The 14,028-nt window shown below is 63.2% G+C and carries 13 protein-coding genes and 2 tRNA genes; 5 read left to right on the forward strand and 10 right to left on the reverse strand.

Annotation, left to right across the window (positions count from 1 at the left end; all coding sequences use genetic code 11):
* Positions 1-6: 6 nt before the first annotated feature.
* Complete coding sequence (locus BLT75_RS14220; RefSeq protein WP_245706534.1) at positions 7-810, forward strand: NAD-dependent epimerase/dehydratase family protein; 804 nt, start codon at positions 7-9, stop codon at positions 808-810.
* A gap of 162 nt (positions 811-972) precedes the next feature.
* On the opposite strand, the gene BLT75_RS14225 is transcribed toward BLT75_RS14220, so the two are convergent.
* The 6 genes from BLT75_RS14225 to BLT75_RS14250 all read right to left on the reverse strand — a co-directional run bounded on the left by BLT75_RS14225 (position 973) and on the right by BLT75_RS14250 (position 5,956).
* Positions 973-1,047, reverse strand: a tRNA-Glu gene (locus BLT75_RS14225).
* A gap of 144 nt (positions 1,048-1,191) precedes the next feature.
* Positions 1,192-1,266, reverse strand: a tRNA-Glu gene (locus tag BLT75_RS14230).
* Between the two features lie 111 nt (positions 1,267-1,377).
* Positions 1,378-3,117 (reverse strand): single-stranded-DNA-specific exonuclease RecJ, encoded by a 1,740-nt coding sequence (gene recJ, locus BLT75_RS14235; protein WP_093032931.1) that lies wholly within the window; start codon positions 3,115-3,117, stop codon positions 1,378-1,380.
* A 109-nt stretch (positions 3,118-3,226) separates the two neighbouring features.
* Positions 3,227-4,189, reverse strand: a complete 963-nt coding sequence (gene glpX / locus BLT75_RS14240; RefSeq protein WP_093032934.1) for a class II fructose-bisphosphatase — start codon at positions 4,187-4,189, stop codon at positions 3,227-3,229.
* A gap of 94 nt (positions 4,190-4,283) precedes the next feature.
* Positions 4,284-5,570 (reverse strand): homoserine dehydrogenase, encoded by a 1,287-nt coding sequence (locus BLT75_RS14245; protein WP_093032937.1) that lies wholly within the window; start codon positions 5,568-5,570, stop codon positions 4,284-4,286.
* Between the two features lie 101 nt (positions 5,571-5,671).
* A complete protein-coding gene (locus BLT75_RS14250; RefSeq protein ID WP_143028565.1) occupies positions 5,672-5,956 on the reverse strand; it encodes a hypothetical protein in 285 nt (94 codons plus the stop codon).
* 101 nt (positions 5,957-6,057) lie between these two features.
* Between BLT75_RS14250 and BLT75_RS14255 the strand changes: the two genes are divergently transcribed.
* Positions 6,058-6,642, forward strand: a complete 585-nt coding sequence (locus BLT75_RS14255; RefSeq protein WP_093032943.1) for a TetR/AcrR family transcriptional regulator — start codon at positions 6,058-6,060, stop codon at positions 6,640-6,642.
* Positions 6,643-6,665: 23 nt separating this feature from the next.
* Here BLT75_RS14255 and BLT75_RS14260 read toward each other — a convergent pair whose 3' ends face one another.
* The gene (locus BLT75_RS14260) at positions 6,666-7,577 is read right to left on the reverse strand and encodes a pirin family protein (protein WP_093032946.1); all 912 of its coding nucleotides are present in this window, start codon (positions 7,575-7,577) and stop codon (positions 6,666-6,668) included.
* Between the two features lie 398 nt (positions 7,578-7,975).
* Here BLT75_RS14260 and BLT75_RS14265 point away from each other — a divergent pair, with 398 nt between their 5' ends.
* Complete coding sequence (locus BLT75_RS14265; RefSeq protein WP_093032949.1) at positions 7,976-8,461, forward strand: hypothetical protein; 486 nt, start codon at positions 7,976-7,978, stop codon at positions 8,459-8,461.
* Between the two features lie 3 nt (positions 8,462-8,464).
* On the opposite strand, the gene BLT75_RS14270 is transcribed toward BLT75_RS14265, so the two are convergent.
* From BLT75_RS14270 to BLT75_RS14280, 3 genes are read right to left on the reverse strand one after another with little or no spacing between them, the layout of a single operon-like run.
* Complete coding sequence (locus BLT75_RS14270; protein ID WP_093032952.1) at positions 8,465-9,016, reverse strand: TadE/TadG family type IV pilus assembly protein; 552 nt, start codon at positions 9,014-9,016, stop codon at positions 8,465-8,467.
* Between the two features lie 3 nt (positions 9,017-9,019).
* Entirely contained in the window at positions 9,020-9,553 is a 534-nt protein-coding gene (locus BLT75_RS14275; RefSeq protein WP_093032955.1) for a TadE/TadG family type IV pilus assembly protein, read from the reverse strand.
* Entirely contained in the window at positions 9,550-11,223 is a 1,674-nt protein-coding gene (locus BLT75_RS14280) for a TadE/TadG family type IV pilus assembly protein (protein WP_093032957.1), read from the reverse strand. The genes BLT75_RS14275 and BLT75_RS14280 overlap by 4 nt, the downstream gene beginning before the upstream one ends.
* Positions 11,224-11,536: 313 nt before the next feature.
* On the opposite strand from BLT75_RS14280, the gene BLT75_RS14285 reads away from it, so the two are divergent.
* Positions 11,537-12,967, forward strand: coding sequence for a Glu/Leu/Phe/Val family dehydrogenase (locus BLT75_RS14285; RefSeq protein ID WP_093032960.1), 1,431 nt, complete (start codon positions 11,537-11,539; stop codon positions 12,965-12,967).
* 122 nt (positions 12,968-13,089) lie between these two features.
* Positions 13,090-13,989, forward strand: coding sequence for a hypothetical protein (locus tag BLT75_RS14290; RefSeq protein WP_245706535.1), 900 nt, complete (start codon positions 13,090-13,092; stop codon positions 13,987-13,989).
* The last annotated feature ends 39 nt before the right edge of the window (positions 13,990-14,028 follow it).

The following is a 14,028-nucleotide window of genomic DNA, read 5'->3' on the forward strand; positions in this document are numbered from 1 at the left end:
GCGAAGATGGCGAAGCTGAAGCGCCTGCTGATCACTGGCGCTGCTGGCGCACTGGGCTCTCAGGCCCGCCGCCACCTGGCGGGTCTGGCCGAAGAGATCCGGCTGAGCGACCTGGTGGCGGTGGACGGGCTGGCGGCAAACGAGGAATTCGTCGCGGCAGATCTGGGCGATGCCACCGCCCTGCGCGACCTGGTCGATGGGTGCGACGCGGTGGCCCATTTCGGCGGGGTGAGCACCGAGAAGAGTTTCGACCTGATCGAACGGGGCAATATCCGGGGAGTCTATAACCTCTACGAGGCGGCGCGGGTGACCGGCAGGCCGCGCATCTTTCTTGCCTCGTCGAACCACGCGATCGGGTTCTACCGTACCGACGAGCGGCTTGACGCCTTTGCCGCGCCGATGGCGGACGGGCTTTATGGCGCCTCCAAGGTCTATGGCGAGCAACTGGCGCTGGTCTATTGGAAGAAATTCGGGATCGAGACCGCGCGGGTGCGCATCGGCTCGTGTTTTCCCAGACCGCGCAACCGGCGGATGCTGTCCACCTGGCTCAGCTATCGCGACCTCTTCGCGCTGGTCGAGCGCTGTTTCATCGTGCCGCGCCTGGGCTGTCCGGTGATCTACGGGGTGTCGCAGACACGCTCGGGCTGGTGGGACAATTCGCATGTCGCCTACCTGGGCTGGGAACCGCAGGACACGTCCGAGGTCTGGCGCGCGGAGCTGGAGGCGAGCGAGCCGCAGGGGGCGGTCGATGCGCCGGACGCGCTCTATCAGGGCGGCATGTTCACCGCCGAACCGATCCACCAGGAGTGACGGCTCGGGCTTTTGGGAAAACGGTTTGCGCCACGTGGCCAGGCGCTGCGCGTTACACGGACCACAGGCCCTTGACCCGCTTGCTGCCTCAGGGGCACCGCAGACCCTAGCGGGTTCACACGGCCCATACGGCTGTGCAAAACATGAAGCGCGATCGGGAAATGGCAGCCCGTAGGGGAATCGAACCCCTCTTTCCAGGTTGAAAACCTGGCGTCCTAACCGATAGACGAACGGGCCACGCTTGGCGTGAGAGGCTTTTACGAGGTCGCGCCCACGGGCGCAAGTGGGTAAAGAATATTTTTATCGCGGGAGAAAGTGTTTTTAATCAGATAGTTATGATGGGATTTTGAAGCCTTATTTCATCTCGATGTTGGGGAGATATGGCAGCCCGTAGGGGAATCGAACCCCTCTTTCCAGGTTGAAAACCTGGCGTCCTAACCGATAGACGAACGGGCCACGCTGGCTTGTGGAGGGCCTTTTACGGTGTCCCATTCAGCCCCGCAAGCAGAAAAATACGGTTTGATGAACTTTTTTGATTGGGACGAAAAACCCCCTGTTTTCAAGGCATCAGGCCTCTGCGGCATCCTCGACGCGCAGCTGGACGTTCTGCCTTCCGCCCCAGGTGTTGATCTCCAGCCGCCCGGCGAAATGAAAGCGTGCGCCGCCGTGGTTCTCGAACCGCGGCCCGAGCGGGCCATCGAAGGCGCCGAACAGTATCGCGTCGAGCCCGCCGCCCATGCCATCTTCCAGCGCGAGTTTCAGATGCGAGGCGCCGACGCGCCTGGCAAAGCGAATCCGGAGATCGGGCAAGGCATAGCGCGGGGCAGGGGCGCCGGCGCCAAAGGGGCCGGCCTGCTCGATCTGTTCCAGCAGATCCACAGTCGCGGCACCCGGCATCAGCGTGCCGTCCAGTTTCAATTCGGCCGGGCCGCCCTGTCCGGCCCCCTGCTTGGCCAGCAACTCGGACAGGCGCGCCATCGCCGCCTCGAGCTTGTCACGCGCCACCGTCAGGCCCGCAGCCATCCTGTGGCCGCCGCCCTTGACCAACAGCCCCTCGGCCGCCAGCCGCTGGATCGCCGCGCCAAGATCGACACCGGCGACCGAGCGCCCCGAGCCCTTGCCCTCGTCCCCGTCGAAGCCGATGACGATGGCGGGGCGGTTCGCGGTATCCTTCAGGCGCGAGGCGACGATTCCCACGACGCCCGGATGCCAGCCCTCGCCGGCGGCCCAGGCCAGCGGCCCGTCGAGCCCGCGCGCCTCGGCCTGTTCCAGCGCGGCGGCGCGCACGGCCTCCTCGATCTCGCGGCGCTCGCTGTTCAACTGGTCCAGCCGTGCGGCCAGCGCCTGCGCCTCGGACGGGCTGTCCGTGCTCAGCAGCCTTGCCCCAAGGTCCGCCTGGCCGATCCGCCCGCCGGCGTTGACCCTTGGCCCGAGCAGGAAACCGAGATGGTAGGTATTGGGGGCGGTATCCATCCGCGCCACATCCGCCAGCGCCACCAGGCCGGGCCGCCGCCGTTGCGCCATGACCTTCAGCCCCTGGCGCACCAGCGCCCGGTTCGCCCCGACCAGCGGCGCGACATCGGCCACCGTGGCCAGTGCCACAAGGTCGAGCATGGCCATCAGGTCCGGGCTTGCCGCGCCCGCTTCACGCATCTGCCGCCCGGCCTCGACCAGCATAAGGAACACCACGCCCGCGGCGCAGAGATAGCCCAGGTCGCCGCTTTCATCCTGCCGGTTGGGGTTCACCACCGCGACGCAGTCGGGCAGCGTCTCGCCGCCCAGGTGATGATCGAGCACGATCACGTCCGCGCCCTGTGCCGCGGCAATCGCCTCGTGGCTCAGCGTGCCGCAATCGACGCAGATGATCAGGTCATGGCTTGCCGCCAGATCCCGCATCGCCGGCACGTTGGGGCCATAGCCCTCGTCGATCCGGTCGGGCACATAGAGCGTCGCCTGCTGTCCCATCGCCCGCAGCCAGATCAGAAGCAGGGCCGCCGAACTGCCGCCATCAACGTCGTAATCGGCAAAGACGGCGACCCTTTGGCGGCGACGCACCGCCTCAAGAAACCGGCTTGCCGCCTCTTCCATATCCTTTAGCCCGCGCGGATCGGGCAGCAGTTCCTTCAAACGGGGGTCAAGAAATCCGCGGGCCTCCATCAGTGGCACGCCGCGCCGCGCCAGGACCTGGCAGACCGCCTGGGGCAGGTCGCTCTGCTGCCGCATCATCTCCGCCGCGCGCTCGGTCTCGATGTCCGGACCGACCCAGCGCCGGCCGCTCAGCGAACTCTCCACACCCAGATATGCCACCCTTCACCTCATGCGCAAAGGCCGGACCCTGCGCGGATCCGGCCCTTCATTTCGCCCCAAATACTCCCGCCGGAGGCTGCGGCGCAAGCCGCAACCCTGCGCAACAGGCTCAGACCGGCGTGCGATAGCTCATCCGCCGCACCGAGCCGGTCTTGGACCGCATCAGCAGGGTGGTGGTTTCCACCCAGCCCGGCTCGCGCTTGATGCGCGGCAACAGCGATCCGCCGGTCACCCCGGTGGCGGCAAAGATCACGTCCGATGTCACCATCTCGTCGCGCGAATAGACGCGGTCCAGGTCGGTGATGCCGGCCTTGGCGGCACGGCCGCGCTCGTCGTCGTTACGGAACAGCAGCCGGCCAAAGATCTGGCCGCCCATGCATTTCAGCGCCGCGGCCGCCAGCACGCCCTCGGGCGCGCCGCCCGATCCCATGTACATGTCGATGCCGGTCGTTTCGCTTTCGGCACAATGCATCACGCCGGCGACGTCGCCGTCGGTGATCAGCCGGATCGAGGCGCCGGTCTGGCGCACTTCGGCAATCATCGCCTCGTGGCGCGGGCGCTCCAGGATGCAGACGGTGATGTCCGACGGTTTGCAGCTCTTGGCCTTGGCCAGGGCTTCCACCCGCTCGCGTGGCGACATGTCGAGCGAGACGACACCCTCGGGATAGCCCGGACCGATGGCCAGCTTGTCCATGTAGACATCCGGCGCATGCAGCATCGAGCCGCGCGGACCCATGGCGATCACGGTCAGCGCGTTGGGCATGTCCTTGGCGGTCAGCGTCGTGCCCTCAAGAGGATCCAGCGCGATGTCCACGCCCGGCCCGTTGCCGGTGCCCACTTCCTCGCCGATGTAAAGCATCGGTGCCTCGTCACGCTCACCTTCGCCAATCACCACCACGCCGGCGATGTCGAGCAGGTTCAACTGTTCGCGCATGGCGTTCACGGCGGCCTGGTCGGCGGCTTTCTCGTCGCCGCGACCGATCAGCGAGGCCGAGGCCAGTGCAGCCTGTTCGGCCACGCGGGCGAGGCCCAGGGAAAGCATGCGGTCATGAAATTCGGGCTTGGACGACATGAAGAATTCCTTGCATATGGCTTTTTTGACCCTCTAGCGCAGCGCAGCGGGGGTTCACAAGCGTGTTTGCGAAAAAGAACTGGAGTTCGGCCGATTACACCGCCTCGATCCTCAAGGCCACCGGTTCGGCGGCCAGTACGCCGCTGTTGACCATGGCTTCGATCGCGGTGTCGATGGCCGCCCGCTGGGTCTTGTGGGTGACGATCACAACCGGCGCCTCGGCGCTTTCGTGCTGGGTCTGGCGCATCCGGTTGATGCTGACCCCGGCATCGCCGAGCGCCGCGGCCACCTTGGCCAGCGCGCCGGGACGGTCGGGCAGCAGGAGCCGCAGGTAGTAGGGGGCGGGCGAGTTCGACTGGGCGCTGTCGGCATCGGCGAGCGTGCTGGCCGGCTGCCCGAAGACCGGCAGCCGGAAGCCGCGCGCGATGTCGCAGATGTCGCCCAGAACCGCGCTGGCGGTTGGGCCTTCGCCAGCGCCCGGACCGCGCAGCACGATCTGTTCGACCGCGTCGCCTTCGATCACAACCATGTTGGTGCCGCCCTCGAGCTGGCCCAGCGGCGACTCCGCTGGCACCAGGCAGGGCCGCATCCGCTGTTCCAGCCCGCGACCGGTGCGCTGCGCCACGCCCAGCAGCTTGATGCGATAGCCCATGTCGGCGGCATAGGTGATGTCCTCGAGGTTGATGCGCTGGATACCCTCGATGTCGATCCCGTCGAAATCCGGCCTTGTGCCAAAGGCGATGGCCGACAGCAACGCCAGCTTGTGGGCCGCGTCGATGCCACCCACGTCGAGGTTCGGATCGGCTTCGAGGTATCCCAACTGGGCGCATTCCTCGAAGAGGGCATTGTAGCCTTTGCGCTGCGATTCCATGCGCGTCAGGATGTAGTTGCAGGTACCGTTCATCACCCCCATAACGCGGGTGATCCGGTTGCCGGCGAGCCCTTCGGTCAGCGCCTTGATGACGGGGATGCCACCGGCGACGGCCGCCTCGAACCGGATCACGCGGCCTGCGGCTTCGGCCTGTTCAGCCAGGGCCTGGCCATGGATGGCCAGCAGCGCCTTGTTGGCGGTGACCACGTCCTTGCCGGATTCCAGCGCGGCCTCGATCGAAGCCTTGGCGGGACCATTTTCGCCGCCCATCAGTTCGACATAGACGTCGATGTCGTCACGGCGAGCCAGCGCCACCGGATCGGTTTCCCAAGCATAAGACTTGAGGTTCACGCCCCTGTCCCTGGTCGCGTCGCGTGCAGATACGGCTACGATCTCGATGCGGCGGCCCGTGCGGGACTCCAGCAGATCGGCCTGGCGGCGAATGATGCGGACAACGCCTGCTCCAACAGTGCCCAATCCCGCGATCCCGAGCCGCAATGCTGGTTTCATGCTGTCAGTCCTTTCTGCTCGTCTCCGGCGCAGCCAGCGCGACCGCTGCCCTTGTGCCGTGCCTTAGCCGGATCAGCGCGGGCGTGCAACGTGTGCAGAGGTTATTCGGTGACGGATTCGTTCAGGCGGGTGCGCTCTGCCTCGTCCAGAACAGGCTGGCGCAGACGCCGGGCGCGCGCCTCGAGCGCGGCGCGGCGCGATGCAAGACTTTGCTCCAGCTTCCTGGCCTCGTCTTCGGCGATAACGGCAGGACCAAGGGTTTCGTCGAGCGGGATCAACCGGGGAAAGGATTTGCTCTGTAGATCGGGCCTGATCTGCTCGTTCAGTTCGGGCACCTGAGTACAGGCGGCAGTGAGGACGAGGAGGACGAGGCTGAGACGGGACATGCGGGAAGCCAGGGTGATGTTTCCGGTATCTTTGTCGCGCTTTCCGGGGGGGCGTGCAAGTGGGGCTTTTATCTGAACAAATGTTCAGATAGCGTTATGCCATGGCACGTACTCAGGGTTCCCATTCCGATATCACCGGCCCGCGCATCCAGGACGCCGCTCTGCGGTTGTTTGCGCAACATGGTTTTGCCGCAGTCTCCATGCGGCAGATTGCGGGTGAGGTCGGGGTGCAGGCGGGGGCGCTCTATAACTACACTCCCGACAAGCAGAGCCTGCTTTTCGGGTTGATGCATCGTCACATGGACGAACTCCTGACCGCGCGTGCCGGTCAGTGGGGGGGCGATGCGCTGTCGCGGCTGCGCGATTTCGTGAGCTTTCACATCCGGTTCCACCTCGACCGGCCCGACGAGGTGTTCATCGCCTACATGGAGTTGCGGAACCTCACGCCCGAGAATTTCGCCACCATCGAAGCGCTACGCAGGCGGTATGAGGACGATCTGGAAGCGATCCTGCGGGCGGGCGTGTCCGAAGGGGCATTCGATGTGCCCGACACCAAGATCGCGACACTTGCGGTGATCGCGATGCTGAATGGGGTCAATACCTGGTATCGCGCGGGCGGGCGCCTGTCACTGGACCAGGTCGAAGGCATCTACTGGGACATGGTGCGCAAGGCGGTCGCCGCGTAACCATCGGGTTACGCGGCTCCGTTTCAGTGCGCGGGGCGGATGAACGTGCCATTGCGCAGGTCGCGCATCGCCTGCATCAACTCTTCCTGCGTGTTCATCACGATCGGACCGTGCCAGGCCACCGGCTCGGCGATCGGCGCGCCCGAGATCAGCAGGAAGCGCACACCTTCGGGACCTGCCTGAACCGTCACCTCGTCGCCGGTACCGAAGCGGATCAGGGTGCGGTTGCCGGACAGGTCGCGGATGTTGACCTCCTCGCCCGCGACCTCCTTTTCCAGCAGCACGCCGGTGGGGGCGGAGGCGTCGGCGAAAGCGCCGGCCCCTTCGAACACATAGGCGAAGGCGCGGCGGTAGGTGTCGATCCTGAAGGTTTTCTTCACGCCGGCGGGCACGAAGACATCAAGGTACTGCGGATCGGCGGCGATTCCGTCCACAGGGCCGGTCTTGCCCCAGAAACTGCCGACGATGACCTTCACGCGGGTGCCGTCGTCGTCGATGATCTCGGGGATCTCGCTGCCGCGCACGTCCTGGTAGCGGGGGGCTGTCATCTTCTGCGCCGCCGGCAGGTTGCCCCAGAGCTGGAAGCCGTGCATCTGGCCTTGCGCATTGCCCTTGGGCATTTCCTGATGCAGGATGCCCGACCCGGCGGTCATCCACTGGACGTCGCCCGCACCCAGCGTGCCGGTATTACCCAGCGAGTCGCCGTGTTCAACGGTGCCCGAAAGCACATAGGTGATGGTTTCGATGCCGCGATGCGGGTGCCACGGGAACCCGCGCAGATAGTCCTGCGGATATTCGTTGCGGAAATCGTCGAACAGCAGGAACGGGTCCAGTTCGGTCGGGTCCTGGAACCCGAAGGCCCGGTGCAGCTTGACGCCCGCACCTTCGAGCGCCGGGGTGGCGCGGCGGGTTTCGAGGATCGGTCGGATGGACATATGAGTGCCTCCTGGCAAGTGGGTTGGCGTTAAGATAGTCACTCGACCGCGTCAGGCAAATCCGTATGCGGTCACCGTGACTGTGCAAATTTGCGAAGCGGTCGCCCCGGCGCGGGATGGCCTCCATCCGGTAGGAGGAGAAAAACGCCTGCTTCTGCCTGGATTTCACCCGCTTGTCCCGCATGGCGCGGATGAAAACATCGTTGCGCTGTGAGAAACGCTCGAAAGTCCCGGTCGCGTCGATGCAGGCCGAGGTATCGTCGGCGAGCCTGGGGCGGGGCGGTTGGCGGGAAAGCTCATGAACGGCACGCCAACTCGGGGTTTGTGGGTAGGGCAATGGGTCTGTTCCGTGCGTGTGCGATGGGATAAGGGAGGTGGAACGGAGAGAGGATCGGAACATGCAGGATGACGTGGTGGCGGTTGTGGAGGCATCGGCGCCCCGGCGGTGGCTGGCCCTTGTGATGCTTGTTGGGCTTGGCGGGCTGCTGATCTACGTGGCCCTGGCAACGCCGCCGACGTTCTTTTGGCAAGTTTTTCTGATCGCGCTCGGCGCGGCGTCATTGTGGATGGCGCAAGGCATGTATGCGGCAACTGCGGGACGGGTCGAATTGACGGACAGCACCTTGCGCAGCGGCACCGGCGAAGTGATCGCGCTGGTCGAGGATATCGAACAGATCGAGCGCGGCGCTTTCGCCTTCAAGCCGTCGAACGGGTTCCTGATCCGCACGCGGACTCCGGCCGCCCGTGCCTGGCGTCCCGGCCTGTGGTGGCGGATTGGCCGCCGCATCGGGGTGGGCGGGGTCACGCCCGGTTCGCAGACGAAATTCATGGCCGAGATGATCTCGGCCATGATTGCGGAGCGGGACGGGAATCTGCCGCACTGAGCGTCAGACGCTGCCGGCGATCTCGTTGGTGAAGCGCGGCCGCGTGAAGATGAAGCTTTCCATCACCGTATCGTCCAGGCCGACGCTGAAGGGCGCCTGATAGGTGTTCTTAGTTTCAACCAGGATCAGCGTGTCCAGATCCGACATCGGCGGCAGGCTCGCGCTGATCGCGTCAACATTCGTATTGGTCAGGCTGGTGGGGAAACCGCGGTTTGCCGACCACCGCACCCGGTGCCTGTTTTGCCTTGCCTCGTAGCGCAACAGCGATATGCGGACCTGCAGATTGTTGGGACTGCCCACCATTCGTGCATAAAGATCGACCATCGAGTTGATATAGGCGTCGTCGATCGTGCGGGTTTCGCGCGAGATCAGGTCGCCGATCGTATAGGCGGCCTTCACGTTCGAGGCCGCTTCGCGATAGCCATCGAAATAGGTGTAGCCGATCATCAGGGTCCAGAACAGGATCGGGATCGTAAGCAGCGCTTCGACCGCGATAGAGCCCTCCTCGTTCGAGCGAAACCGTTTTAGCCTCTTCTTGATGCGATCTGTAAACATGGCTTACAATGGCTCCTGCACGAAGACGGACATGGCGGTCAGGGCGTACTGGCCTTCGGCATTGGCAAGGGTCGCACCCAATGTTGACGAAGGAAAGATCGGGTTGATCTTTGCGCAAGCCCGCAGGACCATCAGTTCGTTGGCCTGGCCGTTTTCGAATTGACGCACCGGCCGGACCTCTTCCGAGAGATCCGTGCAGTCCGGCTGGAGCGGAATGGTGATGCCGACATAGGGATCCTGGCGGATCATCTCGAGCTTGAGATTGGTGCTGCAATTTCGGATGAAAACGGCCTTTTCACAAATATCCACCTTGAGCTGGTCATGTCCGGGGTTGCTGCCCGTGTTCAGGCGCAGATCCCGCACGACGATGTCGACGGCGCGTTCCAGCATGGCATGATTGAGTGTCATGAAGGTCAGTTCGACCGCTGCCAGCATGACGCCTACGATGGCGGGAAAGACAATGACGAATTCCACCGTGGCATTGCCGTCCTCGCATCTGCGGAACCGGCGCAGAAACCTGGTCAGTTTGCGGGTCATTGTGTCAGCCTCAGTTTGCGGATCGACGATGCGATCGAGGTGAAGGCGTCACTGATTTCCAGCCCGAACGCATCGTAATAGTGGCTGTCCGAGCTTGCACAGTCCTTTAGCACACGGCGACCGTTCGCAGGTGCTTCGAAACCGACACTGTAGACGATGATGCCTTGGTCCTTGGCGGCGTCGCAGACGTTCTTGGTTCTCTGGTCCTTGGCCGAGGCTTCCTTCTTGGAGAAAGCCGACTCGTACCAATCGGCCCAGGCGCTGCTGGTGAACTCGTAGTTGTAGTAGGCGTTGTAGGCCAGCGAGACCTTGTTGAGCAGCTCTGCATAGGTCAGCCGCACGGCGGTGCCGGGTTCGTCCTGCATGGCGCAGCTATAGGTCCCGCTCGAGTTGGTTCCGCAAACCTGGCTTTGGCCGTTGCCGTATGGATGATCGGACCAGGTGTTCTGATCCGGCCAGTAATACTGGTTTCCGCCATTGTCGTGGAAGACACTGAACGCGTTCCGTGTGTTGGTGTCGGGAGAGCCGCTGATAGCGTCCTCTGCCGCGTTGTACCAAACATTGGACAGGCCTGTGCGCATTGACGGGTTCAGCATGTACTGGTCGGTGTTCTCGCCGTCTGACATGACGATCAGCACTTTCAGGACATCCCCCGAGTCATAGGCGCTGGGTCGGCCGGAAAAGTGAGCTGCGACCTTGTTCTGCGCGATAAGCCCGTCGATCACGCTTTGAGTGCCAGGATCGAGCATGACGATGCCCCATTTCGCACCGATGTCGATGGAGGTATTCCCACGCGCGGTCATGCCGTCGATGTAGTTATCCAAGACGGTCTGGTTGTCGGTAAACGGCAGGATCGCGGCACTGGCGCGAATTGGGCAGACCGGAGTCTGGATCGGATCCTTGGAATAGGTGAACGGATCGAAATGCATCGTGCGTTCCAGCGGCGTGATGCGGGACAGGCCGGGCTGGCTGAATTCGTCGTCGATGAAGTTCACGCAATACGAATAGTCGTGCTCGGTGCTGACGTTGTAAAATTGCAGGATGTCTGAACCTGCGTTGACCTGGCTGGCATAGGGGATGATCGAGATCGAAACCGCACCCGGCTGGGTGGCTGAAAGCATCTGGTCCACGAAGTCCTTGGCCGCGACCTTCAGATTGTACAGGCGGTTGTTGCTGCTCATCGAACTCGATACGTCGAGCACGAGCGAAATCTCGACATTGCCGATGCTCTCCTCGGCGGTGCTTGCCGCCGGGATGGTGAGACTGTCATAGCCCGACAGTTTCATGAAATGGGTTGGCAATTCCGCCGTCGCCGTGGCGGAGACCCTGCGGAACCCCAATCCCTCGTCAACAACTATGGAGGAGAGGTATTGCAGCAGGCCGGCTTTTTCGAGGTAGGATCTTACCACCGTTTCCGGCGATACGAGCTGGTCCAGGTCGGCGGCGGCCAGAACGGCGCGGTCGAGCGTGTACTGAAGCGAGGCCCGTTTCTGCTCGTATCGCATCAGGTCGACGCCGATACCGGCGGCTCCTACCATGGCCAGGAAAAGGAAGAGGGCGAGGATGGTCATTGCGCCGTCCTCGGCGCGCATGAAGGCGCGGTATCCGCGAATTGCGCGACGCGGTGCATGTTTCACGGCAACGCGGCGGCGGCCAAGTGACTTGTACATCTTTCACCTACCTTTCCGGCAGAACCCCAGCCGGAGATCACAGTTCCAATGCGCAGAAATGCACGTGAAACATGGCAGCAATGGGGCGCAAATGGCCCCAAACAGAGAACGTTAACAATTGCTTGGCGACATTTTCGCCGGGAGCCCGGATTTGTTTCCGCAGCTGTTACAATGCGGCTCGAATCGCCGTTCGGACGCTTGACTGAAACTGCAACCGTTTAAAAAAGTGGCGCTTTGTGGATGCTGCGGCCTATGTTGCCTGCGACAAGGTGTCGTCAGTCGAGTCACCAAAGGTCATGGAGGTTTTGAGACAATGGCCCGTAAGAATGAGCCCAGTTTCCGTGAAAGCGTTGATTTGATGTTCAACCGGGCGGCAGCCCTGATGGACCTGCCGCCGGGGCTGGAAGAAAAGATCCGGGTCTGCAACGCAACCTATACGGTGCGGTTCGGCGTTCGGCTCAGAGGGCATATTCATACGTTCATCGGATATCGCTCGGTCCATTCCGAACATATGGAGCCCGTGAAGGGCGGCATTCGCTATGCCATGTCCGTCAATCAGGACGAGGTCGAGGCGCTGGCGGCGCTGATGACCTATAAATGCGCACTGGTCGAAGCACCGTTTGGCGGCTCGAAGGGCGGGCTCTGTATCGACCCGCGCCAGTACGAGGAGCACGAACTGGAGCAGATCACCCGCCGGTTTGCCTATGAATTGGCCAAGCGCGACCTGATCAATCCGTCACAGAACGTGCCCGCGCCGGACATGGGCACCAGTGAGCGCGAGATGGCATGGATTGCCGACCAGTACGCGCGGATGAACACCACCGATATCAACGCGCGCGCCTGCGTCACCGGCAAGCCGCTGAACGCGGGGGGCATCGCGGGCCGGGTCGAGGCCACGGGACGGGGTGTGCAATATGCGCTGCGCGAGTTCTTCCGCGACAGTAAGGCTGTGGCCAAGTCAGGCCTGGCGGGCCAGCTCGAAGGCAAGCGGGTGATCGTGCAGGGCCTGGGCAACGTGGGCTATCACGCTGCCAAGTTCCTGAGCGAGGAGGACGGATCGCTGATCACCGGGATCATCGAGCGGGATGGCGCGCTGATCAGCAAGGACGGGTTGGATGTGGACGGGGTGCGCAACTGGATCGTCAAGCATGGTGGCGTGACGGGATATCCGGACGGCACATTTGTCGCCGAGGGTTCCAAGGTACTGGAAGAGCCCTGCGATATCCTGATCCCGGCGGCGATGGAAGGTGTCATTCATCTTGGCAATGCCGACAATATCAAGGCGCCCCTGATCATCGAGGCCGCCAACGGCCCGATCACCGCCGGTGCCGACGAGGTGTTGCGCAACAAGGGGATCGTGATCATTCCCGACATGTATGCCAATGCCGGCGGCGTGACCGTGTCCTATTTCGAATGGGTCAAGAACCTCAGCCACATCCGGTTTGGCCGGATGCAGCGCCGTGCCGAAGAAGCGCGCACTCAGATGCTGGTCAACGAGTTGGAGCGGCTGTCGGCCGACAAGGAACTTGGATGGACGCTGAGTCCGGGATTCAAGCAGAACTATCTGCGCGGGGCCGACGAACTGGAACTTGTGCGCTCGGGTCTGGATGACACGATGCGCGCGGCCTATCAGTCGATGGCCGCGATCTGGCACGAGCGTGCGGATGCGGTGGACCTGCGAACCGCTGCCTACCTGGTGTCGATCGACCGGGTCGCCAAGAGCTACCGGGCCAAGGGGCTGTAATTGTGACATGACCGTTGGAAAAGGCGCGCTTCGGTGCGCCTTTTTCGCTTTTAGGTCGCTGTGCAGTGGGCAAGAAGGATCGCCGCTCTATTCTCAGGGCAAACATGTCAAGAGAGTGGTCCATGGTCATGAATTTTCGTGCGTTCTGGATTGTATTGCTATCGGTCTTTGCGGCCCATCCGGGTCACGCTCAACCGCGTCCGGGTTGGACACCGATTGTGGATGGTCTTGTCCTTTACCAGGACGAAGCCGATCTGTCCGGAGGCGGTCAGGTCTCGGCGACACGCAGTTTCATTCGGGCGGGCGGCCTTTACAGGGCGGAAAATGGGGCTTCGGCCGGTGTGCTGATCAGCTACGGGCAGGTCGACTACGATTTCGAGGGTGCGGTCGGGGTGCAGCCCTGGGGCGATGTCCGAGATATCCGGGTTTCGGCCCCATTGCGGTTTCCGGTGGGCGAGCGCGCAAGCCTGTTCGTTTCGCCACAGGTGCGGTGGAATCATGAAAAAGGTGCCAGCGCCTCGGACGGGCGGACTTGGGGTATGTTTGCCGGAATGGCCTGGCAAGTGAACGACAGGCTTCGCATAGGGCCCGCATTTGGAGCCTTCTCCGAACTGGGCGACAGTGGGGCAAAGGTCTTTCCTGCCTTATTGATAGACTGGCAGATGGCGGACCGCTGGTCGCTGAGCACCGGAGGCGGTCTCGGCGCAACGCAGGGGCCGGGCCTGACGCTGAGCTACGCGGTGTCCGATGCCTTGAGCCTGTCTTTCGGCGCGCGATCAGAGAACGTGCGGTTCAGGCTGGATGGAACCGGCCCCGCGCCTGGCGGGGTGGGCGAGGAGAAAAGCATTCCCGTCGTCCTGTCGCTGGACTATGCGCCGAACCCCGGAACCCGGCTGACCGTATTCGCGGGGGCAGAGCTTGATGGGGAATTGGTGCTGGAGAATGCTGCCGGAGCCGAGATCAGCCGCCAATCCTATGGCGCTGCACCGGTTGCCGGATTTGCCTTCAGGGTCCGCTTCTGAGAATCAGGAACGTCGGATCTCGAATAGCCCCCGGAAAAT

The sequence above is a fragment of the Ruegeria marina genome (assembly GCF_900101475.1).
Lineage (GTDB): Bacteria > Pseudomonadota > Alphaproteobacteria > Rhodobacterales > Rhodobacteraceae > Ruegeria_B > Ruegeria_B marina.

Coding starts and splice junctions, on each gene's coding strand:
- BLT75_RS14250 (WP_143028565.1), bottom strand. CDS start 5,956: ATGTCCCGTCTCAGCCTCGTCCTCCTCGTCCTCACTGCCGCCTGTACT.
- BLT75_RS14275 (WP_093032955.1), bottom strand. CDS start 9,553: ATGACCCGCAAACTGACCAGGTTTCTGCGCCGGTTCCGCAGATGCGAG.
- BLT75_RS14220 (WP_245706534.1), top strand. CDS start 7: ATGGCGAAGCTGAAGCGCCTGCTGATCACTGGCGCTGCTGGCGCACTG.
- BLT75_RS14290 (WP_245706535.1), top strand. CDS start 13,090: ATGGTCATGAATTTTCGTGCGTTCTGGATTGTATTGCTATCGGTCTTT.
- BLT75_RS14285 (WP_093032960.1), top strand. CDS start 11,537: ATGGCCCGTAAGAATGAGCCCAGTTTCCGTGAAAGCGTTGATTTGATG.
- BLT75_RS14265 (WP_093032949.1), top strand. CDS start 7,976: ATGCAGGATGACGTGGTGGCGGTTGTGGAGGCATCGGCGCCCCGGCGG.
- BLT75_RS14255 (WP_093032943.1), top strand. CDS start 6,058: ATGGCACGTACTCAGGGTTCCCATTCCGATATCACCGGCCCGCGCATC.
- BLT75_RS14270 (WP_093032952.1), bottom strand. CDS start 9,016: ATGTTTACAGATCGCATCAAGAAGAGGCTAAAACGGTTTCGCTCGAAC.
- BLT75_RS14280 (WP_093032957.1), bottom strand. CDS start 11,223: ATGTACAAGTCACTTGGCCGCCGCCGCGTTGCCGTGAAACATGCACCG.
- BLT75_RS14260 (WP_093032946.1), bottom strand. CDS start 7,577: ATGTCCATCCGACCGATCCTCGAAACCCGCCGCGCCACCCCGGCGCTC.
- BLT75_RS14245 (WP_093032937.1), bottom strand. CDS start 5,570: ATGAAACCAGCATTGCGGCTCGGGATCGCGGGATTGGGCACTGTTGGA.
- glpX (WP_093032934.1), bottom strand. CDS start 4,189: ATGTCGTCCAAGCCCGAATTTCATGACCGCATGCTTTCCCTGGGCCTC.